Genomic DNA, 18,208 nt, shown 5'->3' with positions numbered 1-18,208 from the left:
TGCTCCTCCATATAGGCGGCTATGGCAATCGAAATCCGCACCACGCTCGACGAGCCCGAAACCGGCGCAGGCTTTGTTCCCCACCGGCCGGCGCGACCGCCCAAGGCCGAAGGCGGCAAGCCCTTCGTGCTGGCATCCGAATATCAGCCGGCGGGCGACCAGCCGACCGCCATCGCCGAGCTCGTCGCCGCCGCCGAAGCGGGGGAAAAGGACCAGGTGCTGCTGGGCGTGACCGGATCGGGCAAGACCTTCACCATGGCCAAGGTGATCGAGACGATGCAGCGCCCCGCGCTGGTGCTCGCCCCCAACAAGATCCTCGCCGCCCAGCTTTATGGCGAGTTCAAAAGCTTTTTCCCCGACAATGCGGTCGAATATTTCGTCAGCTACTACGACTATTACCAGCCCGAAGCCTATGTGCCGCGCACCGACACCTATATCGAAAAGGAGTCGAGCGTGAACGAGGCCATCGACCGGATGCGCCATTCAGCCACCCGGTCCCTGCTCGAACGCGACGATGTGCTGATCGTCGCATCGGTCTCCTGCCTCTATGGCATCGGCTCGGTCGAAACCTATTCGGCGATGATCTTTGACCTGAAGAAAGGGCAGGTCGCCGACCGGCAGGAGATCATCCGCAAGCTCGTCGCGCTGCAATACAAGCGCAATGACGCCGCCTTTGCCCGCGGCAATTTCCGCGTCCGCGGCGACAGTCTCGAAATCTTCCCGTCACACTATGAGGACAGCGCCTGGCGCATCACCTTCTTTGGCGACGAGATTGAGGAGATCGCCGAGTTCGACCCGCTGACCGGCAAGAAGGCCGCCAGCCTCAACAGCGTCCGCGTCTATGCCAACAGCCACTATGTGACGCCCGGTCCGACGCTGAAACAGGCGAGCGAGGCGATCAGGCATGAGCTGGCCGAGCGGCTCAAGGAACTGGTGGCAGCGGGTAAGCTGCTGGAAGCACAGCGGCTCGAACAGCGGACCAATTTCGATCTCGAGATGATCGCCGCCACTGGCAGTTGCGCCGGGATCGAAAATTACTCGCGCTTTCTCACCGGTCGCCTGCCGGGGGAGCCGCCGCCGACCTTGTTCGAATATCTGCCCGAAAACGCGCTGCTGTTCGTCGATGAAAGCCACCAGACGGTGCCACAGATCGGCGCGATGGCGCGCGGAGACCACCGACGAAAGATCACGCTCGCCGAATATGGCTTTCGCCTGCCGAGCTGCATCGACAACCGGCCGCTGCGCTTCAACGAATGGGACGCGATGCGCCCGCAGACGACCTTTGTCTCCGCCACGCCGGGGCCTTGGGAGATGGAACGGACGCAAGGGGTGTTCGCCGAACAGGTGATCCGCCCGACCGGCCTCATCGACCCCCCGGTCATCATCCGCCCGATCGAGGAGCAGGTCGATGACCTGATCGCCGAGGCGCGGGCGACGGCCGCCAAGGGGTATCGCACGCTCGTCACCACCCTGACCAAGCGCATGGCCGAGGATCTCACCGAATATCTGCACGAGGCGGGACTCAAGGTCCGTTACATGCATTCTGACGTCGAGACGCTGGAGCGCATCGAACTGATCCGCGACCTCAGGATGGGTGTCTATGACGTGCTGGTCGGCATCAACCTGCTGCGCGAAGGGCTCGACATCCCCGAATGCGGTCTGGTCGCCATCCTCGATGCCGACAAGGAAGGCTTCCTCCGCTCCGAAACCTCGCTGATCCAGACCATCGGCCGCGCCGCGCGCAACGTGGACGGCCGCGTCATCCTCTATGCCGACCGCATGACCGGCAGCATGGAGCGCGCCATCGCTGAAACAGACCGCCGCCGCGCGCGGCAACAGGCCTATAATGAACTGCACGGCATCACGCCCGAATCGGTCAAGCGTGGCATTGCCGACATTGTCGCCGACGTCAGCCAGGGCGACAGTGTGCAGGTCGACCTCGACCTGGAGGACGGCCGCAACAACCTCGTCGGTCACAATTTGCGCGCCTACATTGAGGAGCTGGAAGGCAAGATGCGCAAGGCCGCCGGTGACCTCGAATTCGAGGAAGCCGCCCGCTTGCGCGACGAAATCCGCAAGCTCGAAGCCGACGAACTCGGCATCGGCTCTGCGCCGAGCGCCGCGCCGCGCATTGGCCGCAGCAATGAGGGCAAGCCGGGAACGCGCAAAGGCCGCTTTGGCAAGCAGGGCAAGACCAAGTGGGGGCGCTGAGGCCATCCCGGCGGCAGGTCGGTCAGGGCCTGGCCGGCGCGGCGGTGGCGGCGATGGCCGCCCCGGGTCTGTCCGCAACGCCAGCCAGTGCCGATCCGCAGCCCTTGCTCACCGGGTTGGAGCGGCTGGTCGGGGACCATGCCGATCATATCGCCGGGAAACGGATCGCCTTGTTGACCCATGCCGCCGCTGTCGACCGGCATGGGGTCCGCGCGGTCGATCGGTTGGCCGCCCATGCCGGCGACCGCCTTGCCTTCCTGTTGTCCCCCGAGCATGGCCTCGACAGCCGGGCTGCTGCCGGCGCTTCCGTCGGAGACACGGTGGACAGCGCCACCGGCCTCGCAGTGCACAGTCTCTATGGTGCGCGCCGCGAACCAGACTCGGCGCTGGTTGGCGGGGTCGATGCAGTGGTGGTCGATCTTCAGGACTGCGGTGCGCGTCCCTTCACCTACAGCTCAACGCTGGCAGCCCTGCTCCGTGTTGCGGCCAGCACCGGGACACAGGTTATCGTCGCTGACCGTCCCAATCCGCTCGGCGGAGAGCAGATGGAAGGGCCGATGCTCGATCCGGCGCTCGCCAGCTTTGTCGGCGCCCATGATGTGCCGCTGCGGCATGGCCTGACCTTTGGCGAACTCGCCGGGATGATCAACCGGGAGGCGGGAATCGGTGCCGGTCTTCACATCGTGCCGATGCTCGGCTGGAACCGAAGTGACGGTTTCGAACCCTTCCTTGCCGGCCAGCTGCCCTTTGTCCCGCCCTCTCCGAACCTGCGCTCACCGTCAGCCATCATCACCTATCCTGGCACCGTGCTGATCGAGGGGCTCAATGTGTCGGAGGGGAGAGGCAGCGACCGCCCGTTCGAAACCATCGGCGCTCCCTTCATCAAGGGCGAGGCCCTGGCGGCGGCCCTGGCGCAAGCGGGACTGGCAGGTGTCGAGTTCGACCCGGCCCTGTTCACACCGACGGCATCCAAATATGCCGGCCAGCCCTGTGAAGGGGTTGAAATATGGGCCAGCGAGGGTTCCGCTTTCCGGCCAGTCCGCACCGGATTGACGATCATCTCGGCGCTTCTGCGCCTTTACCCCGCTCAGGTCCGCTTCCTTGAAGGCGGTCCGCCCTTCTTCGATCGGCTGATTGGCCAGGCATGGGTCCGTCCAGCCCTGCTCGATGGCACATCAATCGCCACAATTGAGGCGGGCTGGGAAGATGGGCTGGCCCGCTTCGCTGAACGCCGGGCGCCTTTCCTTATCTATTGATCGACTCGCCATCGTAACAACAAATGCGTAATCACAGCATATCGAGTCGCGACATGGGGACGCGGGGCGGATGCAGATTGATATCAGTTTTCAGAATTGGCAGCGCCTCACCGGCCTGTTGGAGAATGAGCGTGATACGCTCGACAAGGTGATTGAGCGACTGATGGCCGATCATGCCGCGCTCCATTCTCGCAAGGGGGTGCGGGGTGGCCATGTCGCGCCGGAACTGGCCTGGAAGGGTGTGTCGCTGCCCAATGGCAGCCTGTTGCGCGCTACATTCAAGGGAAAGACGTATTTCGCAGAAATTATCGAGGGCCGCTGGTTCGACCGCGAGAGTGGTTCCCGGCGGACCAGCCCGTCACAGGCGGCCAGGATGATTACCGGCAGCGCGACCAATGGCTGGCTGTTCTGGGAGGTGCAACGGCCAGGCGAAGCGGGCTGGTGCAGGCTCGGCAGCCTACGCCCGGCTGGCGGTGCGCGACGACAGAACCGCAGCGCTTGACTTGGTCTGGCCCGCCCGGCAGGCCGGAGAGCATGAGCACCGCCGCCTCTGTCGCCCTGCGTCCCGAATGGCGCGAGCCGCTGCAACCCGAATTTGACGCCGATTATATGGCGCAATTGCGCGCCTTCCTTGTTGCGGAAAAGGCGGCCGGGAAGACCATCTATCCCAGGGGCGGGGAATGGTTCCGGGCACTGGAACTGACGCCGCCCGAAGCGGTGCGGATCGTGATCCTTGGCCAGGACCCCTATCATGGGCCGGGGCAGGCGCATGGCCTGTGTTTTTCGGTTCGCCCCAACGTCCGCATCCCGCCCAGTCTGGTCAACATCTTCAAGGAACTGGAAGCGGACCTGGGCATCGCCCGGTCGTGCCACGGGTTCCTGGACCATTGGGCCCGGCAGGGCGTGCTGCTGCTCAACAGCGTGCTGACGGTTGAGGCCGGTCAGGCGGCGAGCCACGCCGGGAAGGGGTGGGAACGCTTTACCGATGCCGTCATCCGCATCGTCAATGAACGGGAACAACCGGTCGTGTTCCTTTTGTGGGGCGCCTATGCCCAGCGCAAGGCCGCCTTTGTTGACCGGCAGCGGCATCTGGTGCTGACCGCGGCGCACCCATCTCCCTTGTCAGCGCATAACGGCTTCCTCGGCTGCCGCCATTTTTCGCAAGCGAACCAATGGCTTGCGGATCAGGGGGTGTCACCCGTCGACTGGGCATTGCCGGCGGTTTGAGCAATGCTTGCCGACCGCGGCTCATGGCGGCATAACCGGCGCATGATACGGCTCCTCCCAACCTTTGCCCTGATCCCGCTGCTGGCCAGTTGCGTCGGCCCCTCTGCGCCGGTGGCACCGCCCCGTCCGGTCGCCGCGCCTGCACCGGCCCCGGCGCCATCCTTTCCCGTGACGCCTCCGACTGTGGATCGCTACAGTGGCGACTGGTCAGTCGCTGATGTCGCTCCGGGTGAATGGCATTATGCATCCTCCCAGCGCGGCAGCATGGCCCGATTCGTCAGCGGATCAGGCCCGGTTCAGGCCAGCATCAGCTGCACGAATGGGCAAATCACCCTGGCGCGGGCAGGCGTGATCCCAGCAGACATGGCGGTCATGCTGAACATCCGCAACAGTTTTGCCGAACGGTCGCTGCCGATCCGCATCGACACCGCGCACCGCATGTTGACCGCCACCCTCCCGGCGGCGGATCCGTTGTGGGACCAGCTTATCTACAGCCGCGGTCGCTTTTTGATCGAGGCCACTCGTCAAGCGCCAATCATCGTTCCCACCCAACCCGAACTCGCGCGAGTGATCGAAGATTGCCGGAGTTGATGGGGTTCGGGGCCGGATAGCCTCGGCTTCAGGAGTCTGATGCACTGCCGCCGTTGGCGACGCGGACAAACCGCTCAACCTGTTCGGTCAGCACCCGGTCGACCGCCTGGGAAAGCGCATCAGGATCAGCCATGCCACGGCCTGCCACTTCATAGCGCATGGCCACACGCGTGCTGCCGTCCGGGGCGGCGGTCACAATCCATTCGAGTTTGCCATTGACCGGGAGGTTTTGCAGCGGGCCCAGTTCGGCCCGGAACTGGATACGGCCATGTTCGGGATCCCAACGGATGACATGACCATGTTCGACCGACCCGAAATTGGGCAACAGTTCGCACCAACAGGCACCCGCCGCCTGTGGCTGAATGCTCATCGCATCGGCATCCCCGCTCCAGGTGTGCGTGTCCGCCCACCAGCGGGCGGGGTTGGCCAGCAAGGCAAAGGCTGCGTCAGGAGCCGCGTTGGTGCTGCGCTCAATGCGGATGGAAAAGCCATATTCGTCGCTGCTGACGACTTCGGCTGCCACAGGCACGGTGACCATGGCAAGCATCAGCGCCGCAGCAGGGGCCAGGGCGCTCCGGATCACAAACTGGGCCATGGTCCTCATCATCCTCTTGGGCATGGCGGCTGATGTAGCGGCCGGCATAAGGGGGATGGTGCCATGATCAGGCCGGTTTGAGAATGGCCTCAATGGCGCTGTTCACCGCATCCATGCTGGCCATGCCATCAACGCGCGAGACAATGCCGCGCGCTTCATAGATGGGCAGGATCGGCGCCGTCTTGGCGCGATATTCCGCCATGCGGGTGCGCACCGTTTCCTCATTGTCGTCGGGCCGACGCTTGAATTCATGGCTGCCGCATTTGTCGCAGGTGCCTTCGACAACGGGCTGCTTGAACCGGTCGTGATAACCTTCGCCGCAACTGGCGCAGGTGAAACGGCCAGTGATCCGTTCGACCAGTGCATCTTCGTCGACGTCGAGTTCAATCACATGATCGAGCGTGCGCCCCCTGGTCGAGAGCAGCACATCGAGCGATTCGGCCTGGGCTGCGGTGCGCGGATAGCCGTCAAAGATCACCGGCGTGTCCGGCCCCAGTTCATCAAGCTTTTCGCCTATCAGGCCGGAGACGATTTCGTCAGAGACAAGTTCGCCTGCTTCCATCACCGCTTTGGCCTGGAGGCCGATCGGCGTGCCCGCCTTGACGGCTGCACGCAGCATGTCGCCAGTCGATAGCTGGACCATGCCATGCTCGTCCTGCAACCGCGTTGCCTGGGTGCCCTTGCCGGCCCCCGGCGGGCCGAGCAGGATGATGTCGATGGCCATCGGCGTTGTCTTCCCCTTTTGGCTGGCCCGTCTGTCTGTCGGCTTTGCCGATCAGCGCATGCGGCCCTTGAGCTTAGCCTTCTTGATCAGGTCGGCATATTGGTGCGCCATCAAATGGCCCTGCATCTGCGACACCGTGTCGATGGTGACGTTGACCAGAATCAGCAGGCTGGTGCCACCAAGCGCCAGACCGACACCGGTCGAGGCCGTCACCCATTCAGGGATGAGGCAGACCACCGCCAGATAGGCCGCACCGATGACGGTGATGCGCGTGAGCACATAGTCCAGATAGTCGCTGGTCGCGGTGCCCGGACGGTAGCCGGGGATGAATCCACCCTGCCGCTTCAGATTGTCGGCGGTTTCCTCAGGATTGAAGACGACCGCGACGTAGAAAAAGGCAAAGAAGATGATGCCGACAGCATAGAGCGACATGTACAGGGGCTGCCCGTGGGCAAACAGTTGGTTGAGGGTCAACAGGGTGCTGCCCCAGGTCGTGCTTTCATCGACCCGCTGGCCCAGTGCCTGAGTGATCGTCAACGGCATCAGCAACAGAGAAGAGGCAAAGATCGGCGGGATCACGCCCGCAGTGTTGACCTTGAGCGGCAAGTGGCTGCGCTCTTGCTGCGCCATACCCTGGGCCGTGGCGCGCTTGGGATATTGCACCAGGACCCGGCGCTGCGAACGCTCCATGAAACTGATGAACCAGATGGTGGCAAACAGGCCAACCAGCAGGGCCAGAATGACCATGCCACTCATCGCACCGGTGCGTCCCTGTTCAAACAACTGGGCCAAGGTGCGCGGCAGGGTGGCAACGATGCCGGCCATGATGATCAGCGAAACGCCATTGCCGATCCCACGGCTGGTAATCTGCTCGCCAAGCCACATCAGGAACAGCGTGCCGCCCACCAGGCTGACAATAGCTGAAATCTGGAAGGTGAGGCCGGGATTGATGACCGCCTGGATCGCGTTCTGAGCCGATTGCGCCTCAAGGCTGGTGGCGATGAAATACCCCTGGATGATGGTCAGGAAGACCGTGCCGTAACGGGTATATTGGTTGAGCTTCTTGCGTCCCGCCTCACCCTCTTTCTTCAGAGCGGCAAGGGTAGGCGACAGGGCGGATGCCAGCTGCACGACAATGGAGGCGGTGATATAGGGCATGACGCCGAGCGCGATGATGCTCATGCGCTCCAGGCTGCCGCCAGAGAAAGTGTTGAGCAGGTCGAGAATGCCGCCCGAAGCCGTTTGGGTGTAGAGCAGGTTCATCGCCACCGGATCGACACCGGGCAGCGGAACAAAGCTGAGGAAACGGAAAATGACGAGCGCACCGAGCGTGAACCACAAGCGGTTCTTCAATTCGGTCGCCTGACCGAATTTGCTCAGGTCCAGATTCATCGCCATTTGATCGGCGCGAGATGCCATGATGACTGCCTCGATAAGGCCCGGCAGCCGCAATGTCTGGACCGGGCAATGCTGTTACCCGTTAAGGGCAACATTCCGACGGGTAAAGGAGGGTCTTGCTTGTTGCCGGCGGCTGCGTCGTCACGCCATCAGCCAGTCCGCAGGTCCACCCCTACCCGTGCCCCGACAAATGGGGCGGGACGGGCGGGGACGCAAGCCCCCGCCCGCAATGACTCAGCCTTCGCTGGCCGGAGCAGCGGCCGGCAGTTCGACCGAACCGCCAGCTGCTTCGACCGCGGTAACCGCGCCAGCCGAGGCGCCGGCAACCTTGAAGTTCAGCTTCTTGGTGGTCAGCTCACCCTTGCCGAGCAGACGGACGCCGTCCTTGCCGCCACGGGCAACGCCAGCGGCCTTGAGGGCGGCATGGTCAATGACGGCCTTGGCGTCGAGCTTGCCGGCGTCAATCAGCTTCTGGACCATGCCCAGGTTGACGATGGCATAGTCCTTGCCGAAGATATTGTTGAAGCCGCGCTTCGGAATGCGCATGTGGAGCGGCATCTGGCCGCCTTCGAAGCCGTTGATGGCAACACCCGAGCGCGCCTTGGCACCCTTTTGACCGCGACCGGCGGTCTTGCCCTTGCCCGAGCCAATTCCGCGTCCGACGCGCATCCGGCCCTTGCGGGCACCATCATTGTCACGCAGTTCGTTCAGTTTCATGTCTTGCACTCGCTTTCGCTTTGTTCGCGCCAAAAAATGGGAAAAGGGTGGCGGCTGATAAGCCCCACCCCGTTCCATTCACCCCGCCCATCGGCTGATAGCCGGGGAAAGTCAATGTCAGTCGACGACCTGCACCATGTGCGCGACCTTGGCGACCATGCCGCGCGTCGCGGGCGTGTCTTCCAATTCGACGACGCGGTGCATCTTGTTCAGGCCGAGGCCGATCAGGATGGCAGTCTGTGACTTGGGGCGGCGGATCGGAGAACCGACCTGCTTCACCTTGAAGGTCTTCTTGTCAGCCATGGCTCGATTACTCCGTCAGGGCCGCATCAGCATCAGCTTCACGGGCAGTCACGCCGGCCCCGCGGCGGAGAAGGTCGGCGACCTTCTTGCCACGACGCTGGGCAACAGCCTTGGGGCTGGTCTGGGTCTTGAGCGCCTCGAATGTGGCGCGGACCATGTTGTAGGGGTTCGAGGTGCCGTTCGACTTCGACACGACGTCAGCGACGCCAAGCGATTCGAACACGGCGCGCATCGGACCACCGGCGATGATGCCGGTGCCCTGAGGGGCCGAACGCACGTTGACGAGACCGGCACCGAAGTGGCCGACGCCGTCATGGTGCAGGGTGCGGCCTTCCTTGAGCGGCACGCGAACCATCGCCTTCTTGGCGGCGGCAGTGGCCTTCGAGATGGCTTCCGGCACTTCGCGGGCCTTGCCATGGCCAAAGCCTGCACGGCCCTTGCCGTCACCGACGACGACCAGCGCGGCGAAACCAAAGCGCTTGCCGCCCTTCACCGTCTTGGAGACGCGGTTGATGTGGACCAGCTTCTCGATGAACTCCTCGCCGCCTTCTTCCTCGGCGTTGCGGGGACGACGGTCACGGTCGCCACGACCACGGCCGCCTTCGCGACCCTGGCCCTGACCGCCACGACCACGGCCACGGCCGCGCGGAGCATCGGCGGGAGCGCCGTCCTGGCTCTGGATTTCAGTAACGTCAGCCATGTTCAGAACTCCAATCCGCCTTCACGGGCGGCATCGGCCAGCGCCTTGACGCGACCATGGAACAGGAAGCCCCCACGGTCGAACACGACCCGGGTCACGCCAGCGGCCTTGGCCGCTTCGGCGATGCGCTTGCCGACTTCGGCAGCCGCCGCGACATTGGCGCCCGAGGTGCCACGGGCATCCTTTTCGAGCGTCGAGGCCGAAGCGAGCGTCACGCCGGCTGCATCGTCGATGAGCTGGACGTAGATGTGACGGCCCGAGCGATGGATCGACAGACGCTTGCGATCGCCCGCCCGCTTGCGGATGGCGGTGCGCACGCGCTGGCGGCGCTTGTCGAAAGATGTGCGTTTCAGTGCCATTACTTCTTCTTCCCTTCCTTGCGGAAGATGAATTCGCCGCGGTACTTGATGCCCTTGCCCTTATAGGGTTCCGGCTTGCGCCAGCGACGGATTTCGGCAGCAACCTGCCCGACCTTCTGCTTGTCGATGCCCGTGATTTCCACGGTGGTGTTGTCCGGCGTCTTGATCTCGATGCCGTCCGGCACGTCGAAGTTGACGTCGTGGCTGTATCCGAGCTGCAGCTTGAGCACCTTGCCCTGGGCCGTCGCACGATAGCCGACACCGGTGATTTCGAGCACCTTGGTGAAGCCGTCGGTAACACCGGTCACGAGGTTCTGCACCAGCGTGCGCTGCATGCCCCAGAAGGAGCGCGCCCGCTTGGTGGCGTTGGCCGGCTTCACACTGATGGCGCCGTCCTCGAGCGTGTAGGTGACGTCGTCCGCCAGGGGCATGCTGAGCGAACCCTTCGGGCCCTTCACAGCAAGCATACCGTTGTCGATGGTGGCGGTCACGCCACCGGGGATGGCCACAGGCCTTTTGCCGATACGTGACATATCAGAACACCTCCGCCAGGACTTCGCCGCCGACGTTGGCGTCGCGGGCTTCGGCATCCGACAGGACACCGCGGGGCGTCGAGACGATGGTGATGCCAAGGCCACCCTTGACCCGCGGCAGTTCCTTCGAGCCGGAATAGACGCGGCGGCCGGGCTTCGAAATGCGCGCGACATGCTTGATCGCCGGTTCGCCTTCGAAATATTTCAGCTCGATGCGAATGCCCTTGTGCTGTTCAAAGCGGCCGAGCAGCACTTCGTTATAGCCACGGATGTAGCCTTCGCGCTGCAGCACGTCGAGGACGCGGGCACGCAGCTTGGAAGCCGGCGTGATCACGCTGTCCATCTTGGCGCGCTGGCCGTTACGGATACGGGTGAGCATATCACCCAAAGGATCGGTCATTGCCATTTCGTATGATCCTTACCAGCTCGACTTGACGACGCCAGGGATCAGGCCCTTGTTGGCCAGATCACGCAACTGGACGCGGCAAAGCCGGAACTTGCGGTAGTAAGCGCGCGGACGGCCGGTCAGCTCGCAGCGGTTGCGGATGCGCGTCGGATTACCGTTGCGCGGCACTTCCGCCATCTTGAGGCGGGCGATCAGGCGCTCGGTTTCATCGAGCGACTCATCCTTTGCCTGAGCCTTCAGCCGCGCGTAACGACCGGCGTACTTCTTCGCCAGCTGCTTGCGCTTCTCATTCTTGTTGATCGAACTCAGTTTCGCCATGACTTAAGTTCACTTTTCCTTTGTCCGCTGCCCGGCGAAGGGCAGCGCGTTATGGGTTCAGGCGGCCTGCTTCTCTTCACCTTCCTTGGGGAAGGGGAAGTTGAACAGACGCAGCAGCTCGCGGGCTTCGTCATCGGTCTTCGCCGAGGTGGCGATGATGATGTCCATGCCGCGGACCTTTTCGATCTTGTCGTAGCTGATTTCCGGGAAGATCAGCTGCTCTTTCAGGCCCATGGCATAATTGCCACGACCGTCGAAGCTCTTCGGATTCAGGCCACGGAAGTCGCGGATGCGGGGCATCGCGATGGTGACGAGACGGTCAAGGAATTCATACATGCGCTCACGGCGCAGCGTGACCTTGACGCCGATCGGCATGCCTTCGCGCAGCTTGAACGTCGCGATGGACTTCTTCGCCTTCGTGATGACCGGCTTCTGGCCAGCGATCAGTTCCAGCTCGGCAGCCGCCGTCTCGACCTTTTTCTTGTCCTGCGTGGCTTCACCGACGCCCATGTTGAGGACAATCTTGTCGAGGCGGGGAACCGCCATCGGGTTGGTGTAGCCGAACTTTTCGACCATGGCCTTGACGATGCGCTCGTCATAATCGCGCTTGAGGCGCGGAATGTAGCGATCACCCATTGATCAGCTCCCCGGACTTGACGGCGACACGGACCTTCTTGCCGTCGCGGGTTTCGAAACGGACGCGCGTGGCCTGACCGGTCTTCGGGTCGGCGATCGCCACCTTGGAGATGGCCATCGGGGCTTCGCTGCGCTCCAGGCCACCCTGCGGGTTGGTCTGGGTCGGCTTGCGATGACGCGTGGCGATGTTCACGCCGGCGACGACAAGCTTGCCTTCGCGCGGGAGAACCTGGGTCACGGCACCGGTCTTGCCCTTGTCCTTGCCGGACAGGACGACGACGGTGTCACCCTTTTTGATCTTGGCGGATGCCATGGTTACAACACCTCCGGAGCCAGGCTGATGATCTTCATCGCACCGCGCGCACGCAGTTCGCGGACCACCGGGCCAAAGATGCGTGTGCCGATCGGCTCCTGATTCTTGTTGATCAGGACGGCCGCGTTCGAATCGAACCGGATCACCGAACCGTCGGGACGGCGGATGTCCTTGGCAGTACGCACGATGACGGCACGGTGCACGTCACCCTTCTTCACGCGGCCACGCGGGCTCGCGTCCTTGACCGACACCACGATGATGTCGCCGACGCCGGCGGTGCGACGCTTGGAGCCACCCAGTACCTTGATGCACTGGACGCGCTTCGCGCCACTGTTGTCCGCGACGTCGAGGTTGGATTGCATCTGGATCATTGATCCGCTTCCTTCTCAACTGGCTTTCCGGAACAAGTCCGGGAGTTCCAAAAACATTCCCGCGAAAGGGGGCTCAGGCTTCCGCCGCGGCCTTCGGCTTGGTGTGCGTGTCGACACGGTCGAGCACACGCCAGGTCTTCTGCTTCGAGATCGGCCGGGTCTCCTCGATCCGGACGGTCTCGCCTTCGCGAAACTCGTTGCCCTCGTCATGGGCGTGATACTTCTTCGAAAGACGGATGATCTTGGCATAGAGCGGGTGCTTCACCCGGCGCTCCACCTTGACCACCACGGTCTTGTCGCCCTTGTCGGACACCACAGTGCCCTGAAGAATGCGCTTCGGCATCAGTCTGTCCTTCAGTTCGCTGCGCCAGCGGCGGAGCGCTGGGTCTGCAGGGTCTTGATGCGGGCGATGGTGCGACGCACTTCACGCACACGCGCCGGGCGCTCAAGCTGGCCGGTGGCCGCCTGGAAACGCAGGTTGAACGCCTCGCGCTTCAATTCGCCCAGGGCTTCGGCCAGCTGGTCGTCGCTCTTCTGGCGCAGATCGTCAGTAACCTTTGCCATGATCATTCGCCTCCGAGGTGCGAGGTGTCGCCCAGACGGGCCACGACCTTGGTCTTGATCGGCAGCTTCATGGCCGCGCGGCTGAATGCCTCGGCGGCGAGCGGGCCGGGAACGCCGTCCAGCTCGAACATGATGCGGCCAGGCTTGACGCGGGCTGCCCAGTAATCGGTGCTGCCCTTGCCCTTACCCATACGGACTTCGGCCGGCTTGGAGCTGACCGGAACGTCCGGGAAGATACGGATCCACAAGCGTCCCTGACGCTTGATATGACGCGTGATCGCACGGCGGGCCGCTTCGATCTGGCGCGAGGTGATCCGCTCGGGTTCCAGGGCCTTGAGGCCATAGGCGCCAAAGTTGAGATCGGTACCGCCCTTGGCAGCGCCGTGGATACGGCCCTTGTGCGCCTTGCGGAACTTCATTTTTTTCGGTTGAAGCATCTGCTTGTTCCTATCCTAAGGCGTCAGCGTGCCGGGCGGACGCCAGAGGTCTGCGCCTCAAGCATCAGCCGGTCAGTGGCCATCGGATCATGGGCGAAGATCTCACCCTTGAAGATCCACACCTTGATTCCGCACACGCCATAAGCAGTGTGGGCTTCGGCTTCGGCATAGTCGACGTTCGCGCGCAGGGTGTGCAGCGGAACGCGGCCTTCGCGATACCATTCGGTGCGGGCGATTTCCGCGCCGCCAAGACGGCCGGCGCAGTTGATCCGGATGCCTTCGGCGCCAAGACGCATGGCCGACTGCACGGCGCGCTTCATGGCGCGACGGAAGGCGACCCGGCGTTCGAGCTGATCAGCGATGCCTTGGGCCACCAACTTCGAATCGACTTCCGGCTTGCGGATTTCGACGATGTTGAGGCTGACTTCGCTGCCGGTCATCGCCTGGAGCTGCTTCTTCAGCTTGTCGATGTCGGCGCCCTTCTTGCCGATGATCACGCCGGGGCGTGCGGCATAGATGGCGATGCGGCACAGCTTGGCCGGACGCTCGATGACCACCTTGGAAATGGCAGCCTGCGGCAGCGTCTTCATCACGAACTTGCGGATCTTGAGGTCTTCAAGAAGCATGCGGCCATAGTCGCCGCGTTCGGCGAACCAGCGGCTGTCCCAGGTACGGTTGACCTGGAGACGCAGGCCGATCGGGTTGGATTTGTGGCCCATCTTACGCCTCTTCCCTTTCCTCGACGACGATCCGGATGCGGCTGAAAGGCTTCAGGATCCGGGTCGACTTGCCGCGACCGCGCGTTGCGAAACGCTTCATGGTCATCGACTTGCCAACGCTGGCTTCCTTGACGACCAGCGCGTCGACATCGAGGTTGTGATTGTTTTCCGCATTGGCGATGGCCGAAGCCAGAACCTTGCGAACGTCAACCGCCATGCCCTTCTTGGAGAAGGTCAGGACGTTGAGCGCGTCTTCGGCCTTGCGGCCACGGATCAGCGCGGCAACGAGGTTGAGCTTCTGGGCCGAGCCACGGATGGTGGTGCCGACAGCCAAAGCTTCCTTTTCGCCAACGCGGCGGGGTGCAGCAGGCTTACCCATTAGCGCTTGCCCTTCTTGTCCGCGGCATGGCCGGGGAAGAAGCGGGTCGGTGCGAATTCACCGAGCTTCATGCCGACCATGTCTTCCGTCACAGAGACGGGGACATGCTTGCGTCCGTTGTAGACGTTGAACGTCAGACCAACGAACTGGGGGAGAATGGTCGAGCGACGCGACCAGGTCTTGATCGGCGTGCGGCCACCGTTTTCGGCAGCAGCCTCGGCCTTCTTGAGAAGGCTGAGTTCGACGAACGGACCCTTCCAGACAGAGCGGGCCATGGCTTACCTCTTCTTCTTCGCGTGACGCGACCGGATGATCATCTTGTCGGTCGACTTGTTGTGACGGGTGCGCGCACCCTTTGTCGGCTTGCCCCACGGGGTAACCGGATGACGGCCACCCGAGGTCCGGCCTTCACCACCGCCGTGCGGGTGGTCGACCGGGTTCTTGGCAACGCCGCGGGTCAGCGGACGCTTGCCCAGCCAGCGGTTGCGACCGGCCTTGGCGAGATTGGTGTTGGCGTTGTCGGGGTTCGACACGGCACCGATCGAGCCCATGCAGTCGCCGCGGACGTAACGCTGTTCACCCGAACCGAGACGCACGATCACCATGCCGCGGTCACGACCGACGAGCTGGGCGTAGGTGCCGGCCGAACGGGCGATTTGCGCACCCTTGCCCGGCTTCATCTCGATGTTGTGGATGATCGTGCCGACCGGAATCTGGGACAACAGCATCGCGTTGCCAGGCTTCACGTCAACCTTGGAGCCGGCAACCACCTTGTCACCGACAGCGAGGCGCTGCGGAGCGATGATGTACGACTGTTCGCCGTCCTCATAGGTGATGAGGGCGATGAACGCGCTGCGGTTGGGGTCATACTCCAGACGCTCGACGGTCGCGGGCACGTCCCACTTGCGGCGCTTGAAATCGATGAAACGATAGCGCTGCTTGTGGCCTCCGGCGATCCCGCGCGAGGTCACATGGCCCTGATTGTTGCGGCCACCGGTCTTGCGCTTACCTTCGGTCAGCGACTTGACCGGCTTGCCCTTCCACAGGGCAGAGCGGTCAACGAGGACCAGGCCGCGGCGGCCGGGGCTCGTCGGATTATATTGCTTGAGTGCCATTAGTTATTGACCCCCTGCGTGACGTCGATGCTGTCGCCTTCCTTGAGGGTCACGACGGCCTTCTTGACATCGGAGCGCGTGTAGGGACGACCCTTCCACTTCTTGGTCTTGCCCTTGACGATCAGCGTGTTCACCTTGGTGACGCTGACGTTGAACAGGGCTTCGACCGCTGCCTTGATGCTTGGCTTGGTCGCGTCCTTGGCGACGCGGAAGACAACAGCGTTGTGTTCCGACGCCATGGTCGACTTTTCGGTGATGACCGGGCTGAGCACCACGTCATAGTGACGGGTGTCGACCGCTGCTGATTGCTTCTTAGCCATTGCAACGGACCTCCAGCTGTTCGACAGCGGCACGGGTCAGCACCAGCGTGTCATGCTTCAGGATGTCATAGACGTTGGCACCGATCACCGGCAGCAGGTTGACGCCACCGATGTTGGCCGATGCGCGGGCAAAGCTGACGTTGGTCGCGTCACCGTCAATGAACAGGGCGCGGTTGACGCCGAGCTTGGCGAGCTGGCCGGCCAGAGTCTGGGTCTTGCCGCTGGCGACGTCGAGATTGTCGACAACGATCAGCGAACCACCCTTGGCCTTGGCCGAGAGCGCCATCTTGAGACCGAGTGCGCGAACCTTCTTGTTCAGCGAATGGCCAAAGGTGCGGGCCCGGGGACCATGCGCCTTGCCACCACCGATGAAGATCGGGGCGCGACGATCGCCGTGACGGGCGGTACCGCCGCCCTTCTGGCGACCGAACTTCTTGCCGGTGCGGGCAACTTCGCTGCGCTCGCGGGCGGCACGGGCCGGACCACGGCGCTTTTCGAGCTGCCAGGTGACGACGCGGTGCAGGATGTCTGCACGCGGCTCCAGACCGAAGATGGCATCGTTGAGTTCGATGTCACCCTTGGCGGCGGAACCGTCGAGCGTCTGAATCTTGATCTTCATGGCGCTCAAGCCTCCGTTGCTTCGTTGGCGTCAGCAGCCGGGGCGGCTTCGACCTGCGGTTCGACGGGAGCAACAACCTGCGCGGTGCGGGCGGCGACCGGATAGGGCGCTTCGGCGTGGCGATCGATCTTCACCGCGTCGCGGACGAGCAGCCATGCTCCCTTCGAGCCAGGGACCGAGCCCTTGACGAAGAGGAGGCCACGTTCGGCGTCGGTGCGGACGATTTCGAGGTTCTGCTGCGTGCGGTTGCGCGCACCCATGTGACCGGCCATTTTCTTGTTCTTGAAAACGCGGCCCGGATCCTGGCGGTTACCCGTCGAACCATGGGCACGGTGCGAGATGGAAACGCCGTGCGTCGCACGCATACCACCAAAGCCCCAACGCTTCATGGCACCGGCAAAGCCCTTGCCCTGCGTGGTGCCGCTGACATCGACCATCTGGCCGGCGACGAAATGGTCTGCGGAAATTTCGGTGCCGACATCGACAAGGGCGTCGTCCGCGACGCGGAATTCGACAACCTTCGCCTTTGGCTCGACTTCGGCCTTGCCGAATTGGCCACGCTGCGGCTTTGCTACATTCTTCGCCTTGACCGAACCGGCACCCAGCTGAAGAGCGACATAGCCATCGGTTTCAGCAGTACGCTGACCGACGACCTGGCACCCTTCAAGGGCCAGAACGGTAACGGGAACATGACGGCCATCCTCTTGGAACAGCCGGGTCATCCCCACCTTCTTGGCGATCACGCCAGTGCGCATGATCTTTGCTCCTACAGAGGCCCCCTGCACCATTGCCGGGGGCTTGCCAGCCCAGATTGTCATGCGTCGCCCCGTCCGGGCTGAAGTGCCAAGCCTTGCGGCGCTGGCGAGACGGGGGACGCAGCCCGGATCGTTTATGGATGATCCGGCGGTATCCCTTGCTGACCGGCAACCTATCGGTCTCCGGGCAGTTTGACCGGCTGTCAGGCCAGTCGGATTTCGACGTTCACGCCGGCAGCCAGGTCGAGCTTCATCAACGCATCGACGGTCTGCGGCGTCGGCTGCACGATGTCGAGCAGCCGCTTGTGGGTGCGAACCTCAAACTGCTCGCGCGACTTCTTGTCGACATGCGGGCCGCGGTTCACGGTGAACTTTTCAATGCGCGTCGGCAGAGGGATCGGACCGCGAATCAGCGCGCCGGTGCGGCGGGCGGTTTCCGCAATTTCGTTGGTGGCCTGGTCAAGGACGCGATGGTCGAAGGCCTTGAGGCGAATGCGGATATTCTGCGTGTCCATGGTGTTACCCAAATAATCCCGTTTACCGATGCGAAAGAGCCGAACGGGGCCACCCGAAGAGGCCGAAGCCTGCTGCGGGACACCCCGTCAATTCCAACTGTTTGGCAAAATACCAAGCCGCCCGAAT

At 63.2% G+C, this 18,208-nt stretch carries 29 protein-coding genes; 5 read left to right on the top strand and 24 right to left on the bottom strand.

Features of this window, described 5'->3' with window-relative positions:
- The first annotated feature begins 21 nt into the window (after positions 1-21).
- From uvrB to GV829_RS05380, 5 genes are all read left to right on the top strand, one after another.
- Positions 22-2,211 (top strand): excinuclease ABC subunit UvrB, encoded by a 2,190-nt coding sequence (uvrB, locus tag GV829_RS05400; protein WP_169944640.1) that lies wholly within the window; start codon positions 22-24, stop codon positions 2,209-2,211.
- Entirely contained in the window at positions 2,199-3,467 is a 1,269-nt protein-coding gene (locus GV829_RS05395) for an exo-beta-N-acetylmuramidase NamZ family protein (protein ID WP_169944637.1), read from the top strand. The genes uvrB and GV829_RS05395 overlap by 13 nt, the downstream gene beginning before the upstream one ends.
- Positions 3,468-3,537: 70 nt before the next feature.
- On the top strand, positions 3,538-3,969 hold the full coding sequence (locus GV829_RS05390; RefSeq protein ID WP_169944635.1) for a DUF4357 domain-containing protein: 432 nt from the start codon (positions 3,538-3,540) through the stop codon (positions 3,967-3,969).
- 32 nt (positions 3,970-4,001) lie between these two features.
- Positions 4,002-4,694 carry a uracil-DNA glycosylase gene (gene ung, locus GV829_RS05385; protein ID WP_169944634.1) on the top strand — a complete coding sequence of 231 codons (693 nt, stop codon included), beginning with the start codon at positions 4,002-4,004 and terminating at the stop codon, positions 4,692-4,694.
- Positions 4,695-4,736: 42 nt separating this feature from the next.
- Positions 4,737-5,285, top strand: coding sequence for a hypothetical protein (locus tag GV829_RS05380; protein WP_169944631.1), 549 nt, complete (start codon positions 4,737-4,739; stop codon positions 5,283-5,285).
- Between the two features lie 28 nt (positions 5,286-5,313).
- Here the strand turns inward: GV829_RS05380 and GV829_RS05375 are convergent, their stop codons facing one another.
- The 24 genes from GV829_RS05375 to rpsJ form a co-directional block, all read right to left on the bottom strand.
- Positions 5,314-5,880: an SRPBCC family protein gene (locus GV829_RS05375; RefSeq protein WP_169944629.1), complete on the bottom strand. Its 567-nt coding sequence runs from the start codon at positions 5,878-5,880 to the stop codon at positions 5,314-5,316.
- 67 nt (positions 5,881-5,947) lie between these two features.
- Positions 5,948-6,604, bottom strand: coding sequence for an adenylate kinase (locus GV829_RS05370; protein ID WP_169944627.1), 657 nt, complete (start codon positions 6,602-6,604; stop codon positions 5,948-5,950).
- A gap of 51 nt (positions 6,605-6,655) precedes the next feature.
- Positions 6,656-8,023 carry a preprotein translocase subunit SecY gene (secY, locus tag GV829_RS05365; RefSeq protein ID WP_169944625.1) on the bottom strand — a complete coding sequence of 456 codons (1,368 nt, stop codon included), beginning with the start codon at positions 8,021-8,023 and terminating at the stop codon, positions 6,656-6,658.
- Positions 8,024-8,236: 213 nt separating this feature from the next.
- Positions 8,237-8,719 carry a 50S ribosomal protein L15 gene (gene rplO / locus GV829_RS05360; protein ID WP_169944623.1) on the bottom strand — a complete coding sequence of 161 codons (483 nt, stop codon included), beginning with the start codon at positions 8,717-8,719 and terminating at the stop codon, positions 8,237-8,239.
- A gap of 117 nt (positions 8,720-8,836) precedes the next feature.
- The gene (gene rpmD, locus GV829_RS05355) at positions 8,837-9,022 is read right to left on the bottom strand and encodes a 50S ribosomal protein L30 (protein WP_169944621.1); all 186 of its coding nucleotides are present in this window, start codon (positions 9,020-9,022) and stop codon (positions 8,837-8,839) included.
- Positions 9,023-9,029: 7 nt separating this feature from the next.
- Positions 9,030-9,722, bottom strand: coding sequence for a 30S ribosomal protein S5 (gene rpsE, locus GV829_RS05350; protein WP_169944619.1), 693 nt, complete (start codon positions 9,720-9,722; stop codon positions 9,030-9,032).
- Positions 9,723-9,724: 2 nt separating this feature from the next.
- Entirely contained in the window at positions 9,725-10,081 is a 357-nt protein-coding gene (gene rplR / locus GV829_RS05345; RefSeq protein ID WP_169944616.1) for a 50S ribosomal protein L18, read from the bottom strand.
- On the bottom strand, positions 10,081-10,614 hold the full coding sequence (gene rplF, locus GV829_RS05340; protein WP_169944614.1) for a 50S ribosomal protein L6: 534 nt from the start codon (positions 10,612-10,614) through the stop codon (positions 10,081-10,083). The genes rplR and rplF overlap by 1 nt, the downstream gene beginning before the upstream one ends.
- Position 10,615: 1 nt before the next feature.
- Entirely contained in the window at positions 10,616-11,020 is a 405-nt protein-coding gene (rpsH, locus tag GV829_RS05335; protein ID WP_169944612.1) for a 30S ribosomal protein S8, read from the bottom strand.
- Between the two features lie 12 nt (positions 11,021-11,032).
- Complete coding sequence (gene rpsN, locus GV829_RS05330) at positions 11,033-11,338, bottom strand: 30S ribosomal protein S14 (protein WP_169944610.1); 306 nt, start codon at positions 11,336-11,338, stop codon at positions 11,033-11,035.
- A 57-nt stretch (positions 11,339-11,395) separates the two neighbouring features.
- Positions 11,396-11,974: a 50S ribosomal protein L5 gene (rplE, locus tag GV829_RS05325; RefSeq protein WP_169944600.1), complete on the bottom strand. Its 579-nt coding sequence runs from the start codon at positions 11,972-11,974 to the stop codon at positions 11,396-11,398.
- Positions 11,967-12,287, bottom strand: coding sequence for a 50S ribosomal protein L24 (gene rplX, locus GV829_RS05320; RefSeq protein ID WP_169944598.1), 321 nt, complete (start codon positions 12,285-12,287; stop codon positions 11,967-11,969). The genes rplE and rplX overlap by 8 nt, the downstream gene beginning before the upstream one ends.
- Before the next feature lie 2 nt (positions 12,288-12,289).
- Complete coding sequence (rplN, locus tag GV829_RS05315; RefSeq protein WP_169944596.1) at positions 12,290-12,658, bottom strand: 50S ribosomal protein L14; 369 nt, start codon at positions 12,656-12,658, stop codon at positions 12,290-12,292.
- A gap of 73 nt (positions 12,659-12,731) precedes the next feature.
- Complete coding sequence (gene rpsQ / locus GV829_RS05310; RefSeq protein ID WP_169944593.1) at positions 12,732-13,001, bottom strand: 30S ribosomal protein S17; 270 nt, start codon at positions 12,999-13,001, stop codon at positions 12,732-12,734.
- 11 nt (positions 13,002-13,012) lie between these two features.
- Positions 13,013-13,222 (bottom strand): 50S ribosomal protein L29, encoded by a 210-nt coding sequence (rpmC, locus tag GV829_RS05305; protein ID WP_169944581.1) that lies wholly within the window; start codon positions 13,220-13,222, stop codon positions 13,013-13,015.
- Between the two features lie 2 nt (positions 13,223-13,224).
- The gene (rplP, locus tag GV829_RS05300; protein WP_169944578.1) at positions 13,225-13,659 is read right to left on the bottom strand and encodes a 50S ribosomal protein L16; all 435 of its coding nucleotides are present in this window, start codon (positions 13,657-13,659) and stop codon (positions 13,225-13,227) included.
- Positions 13,660-13,682: 23 nt separating this feature from the next.
- On the bottom strand, positions 13,683-14,378 hold the full coding sequence (gene rpsC, locus GV829_RS05295; RefSeq protein WP_169944566.1) for a 30S ribosomal protein S3: 696 nt from the start codon (positions 14,376-14,378) through the stop codon (positions 13,683-13,685).
- Between the two features lies 1 nt (position 14,379).
- Entirely contained in the window at positions 14,380-14,757 is a 378-nt protein-coding gene (rplV, locus tag GV829_RS05290) for a 50S ribosomal protein L22 (protein WP_169944563.1), read from the bottom strand.
- The gene (rpsS, locus tag GV829_RS05285) at positions 14,757-15,032 is read right to left on the bottom strand and encodes a 30S ribosomal protein S19 (protein WP_169944558.1); all 276 of its coding nucleotides are present in this window, start codon (positions 15,030-15,032) and stop codon (positions 14,757-14,759) included. The genes rplV and rpsS overlap by 1 nt, the downstream gene beginning before the upstream one ends.
- Before the next feature lie 3 nt (positions 15,033-15,035).
- Positions 15,036-15,872 carry a 50S ribosomal protein L2 gene (gene rplB, locus GV829_RS05280; protein ID WP_169944555.1) on the bottom strand — a complete coding sequence of 279 codons (837 nt, stop codon included), beginning with the start codon at positions 15,870-15,872 and terminating at the stop codon, positions 15,036-15,038.
- The gene (locus GV829_RS05275) at positions 15,872-16,192 is read right to left on the bottom strand and encodes a 50S ribosomal protein L23 (protein ID WP_169944552.1); all 321 of its coding nucleotides are present in this window, start codon (positions 16,190-16,192) and stop codon (positions 15,872-15,874) included. The genes rplB and GV829_RS05275 overlap by 1 nt, the downstream gene beginning before the upstream one ends.
- Positions 16,185-16,811, bottom strand: coding sequence for a 50S ribosomal protein L4 (gene rplD, locus GV829_RS05270; protein WP_169944550.1), 627 nt, complete (start codon positions 16,809-16,811; stop codon positions 16,185-16,187). Before rplD ends, GV829_RS05275 begins: the two co-directional genes overlap by 8 nt.
- A 5-nt stretch (positions 16,812-16,816) precedes the next feature.
- Positions 16,817-17,566, bottom strand: a complete 750-nt coding sequence (gene rplC / locus GV829_RS05265) for a 50S ribosomal protein L3 (RefSeq protein WP_169947992.1) — start codon at positions 17,564-17,566, stop codon at positions 16,817-16,819.
- A 203-nt stretch (positions 17,567-17,769) separates the two neighbouring features.
- The gene (gene rpsJ, locus GV829_RS05260; protein WP_169944547.1) at positions 17,770-18,081 is read right to left on the bottom strand and encodes a 30S ribosomal protein S10; all 312 of its coding nucleotides are present in this window, start codon (positions 18,079-18,081) and stop codon (positions 17,770-17,772) included.
- Positions 18,082-18,208 lie beyond the last annotated feature (127 nt).

The organism is Sphingomonas lacunae (assembly GCF_012979535.1).
Taxonomy (GTDB): domain Bacteria; phylum Pseudomonadota; class Alphaproteobacteria; order Sphingomonadales; family Sphingomonadaceae; genus Sphingopyxis; species Sphingopyxis lacunae.
Note: the sequence above shows the minus strand (reverse complement) of the source record. Positions and strands in the feature narration are given on the sequence as shown.

Excerpts from the sequence above, each read along its gene's own strand:
- rpsS (WP_169944558.1), bottom strand. The coding sequence starts at position 15,032 with ATGGCCCGCTCTGTCTGGAAGGGTCCGTTCGTCGAACTCAGCCTTCTC.
- rpsQ (WP_169944593.1), bottom strand. The coding sequence starts at position 13,001 with ATGCCGAAGCGCATTCTTCAGGGCACTGTGGTGTCCGACAAGGGCGAC.
- GV829_RS05375 (WP_169944629.1), bottom strand. The coding sequence starts at position 5,880 with ATGGCCCAGTTTGTGATCCGGAGCGCCCTGGCCCCTGCTGCGGCGCTG.
- rplO (WP_169944623.1), bottom strand. The coding sequence starts at position 8,719 with ATGAAACTGAACGAACTGCGTGACAATGATGGTGCCCGCAAGGGCCGG.
- GV829_RS05390 (WP_169944635.1), top strand. The coding sequence starts at position 3,538 with ATGCAGATTGATATCAGTTTTCAGAATTGGCAGCGCCTCACCGGCCTG.
- GV829_RS05370 (WP_169944627.1), bottom strand. The coding sequence starts at position 6,604 with ATGGCCATCGACATCATCCTGCTCGGCCCGCCGGGGGCCGGCAAGGGC.
- rplX (WP_169944598.1), bottom strand. The coding sequence starts at position 12,287 with ATGGCATCCGCCAAGATCAAAAAGGGTGACACCGTCGTCGTCCTGTCC.
- rplB (WP_169944555.1), bottom strand. The coding sequence starts at position 15,872 with ATGGCACTCAAGCAATATAATCCGACGAGCCCCGGCCGCCGCGGCCTG.
- rpsE (WP_169944619.1), bottom strand. The coding sequence starts at position 9,722 with ATGGCTGACGTTACTGAAATCCAGAGCCAGGACGGCGCTCCCGCCGAT.
- rplE (WP_169944600.1), bottom strand. The coding sequence starts at position 11,974 with ATGGGTGATCGCTACATTCCGCGCCTCAAGCGCGATTATGACGAGCGC.
- secY (WP_169944625.1), bottom strand. The coding sequence starts at position 8,023 with ATGGCATCTCGCGCCGATCAAATGGCGATGAATCTGGACCTGAGCAAA.
- rpmD (WP_169944621.1), bottom strand. The coding sequence starts at position 9,022 with ATGGCTGACAAGAAGACCTTCAAGGTGAAGCAGGTCGGTTCTCCGATC.
- rpsJ (WP_169944547.1), bottom strand. The coding sequence starts at position 18,081 with ATGGACACGCAGAATATCCGCATTCGCCTCAAGGCCTTCGACCATCGC.
- rplR (WP_169944616.1), bottom strand. The coding sequence starts at position 10,081 with ATGGCACTGAAACGCACATCTTTCGACAAGCGCCGCCAGCGCGTGCGC.
- GV829_RS05380 (WP_169944631.1), top strand. The coding sequence starts at position 4,737 with ATGATACGGCTCCTCCCAACCTTTGCCCTGATCCCGCTGCTGGCCAGT.
- rplF (WP_169944614.1), bottom strand. The coding sequence starts at position 10,614 with ATGTCACGTATCGGCAAAAGGCCTGTGGCCATCCCCGGTGGCGTGACC.
- rplC (WP_169947992.1), bottom strand. The coding sequence starts at position 17,566 with ATGCGCACTGGCGTGATCGCCAAGAAGGTGGGGATGACCCGGCTGTTC.
- uvrB (WP_169944640.1), top strand. The coding sequence starts at position 22 with ATGGCAATCGAAATCCGCACCACGCTCGACGAGCCCGAAACCGGCGCA.
- rplD (WP_169944550.1), bottom strand. The coding sequence starts at position 16,811 with ATGAAGATCAAGATTCAGACGCTCGACGGTTCCGCCGCCAAGGGTGAC.
- rpsC (WP_169944566.1), bottom strand. The coding sequence starts at position 14,378 with ATGGGCCACAAATCCAACCCGATCGGCCTGCGTCTCCAGGTCAACCGT.
- rpsN (WP_169944610.1), bottom strand. The coding sequence starts at position 11,338 with ATGGCGAAACTGAGTTCGATCAACAAGAATGAGAAGCGCAAGCAGCTG.
- ung (WP_169944634.1), top strand. The coding sequence starts at position 4,002 with ATGAGCACCGCCGCCTCTGTCGCCCTGCGTCCCGAATGGCGCGAGCCG.
- GV829_RS05275 (WP_169944552.1), bottom strand. The coding sequence starts at position 16,192 with ATGGCTAAGAAGCAATCAGCAGCGGTCGACACCCGTCACTATGACGTG.
- rpmC (WP_169944581.1), bottom strand. The coding sequence starts at position 13,222 with ATGGCAAAGGTTACTGACGATCTGCGCCAGAAGAGCGACGACCAGCTG.
- rplV (WP_169944563.1), bottom strand. The coding sequence starts at position 14,757 with ATGGGTAAGCCTGCTGCACCCCGCCGCGTTGGCGAAAAGGAAGCTTTG.
- rpsH (WP_169944612.1), bottom strand. The coding sequence starts at position 11,020 with ATGGCAATGACCGATCCTTTGGGTGATATGCTCACCCGTATCCGTAAC.
- rplP (WP_169944578.1), bottom strand. The coding sequence starts at position 13,659 with ATGCTTCAACCGAAAAAAATGAAGTTCCGCAAGGCGCACAAGGGCCGT.
- rplN (WP_169944596.1), bottom strand. The coding sequence starts at position 12,658 with ATGATCCAGATGCAATCCAACCTCGACGTCGCGGACAACAGTGGCGCG.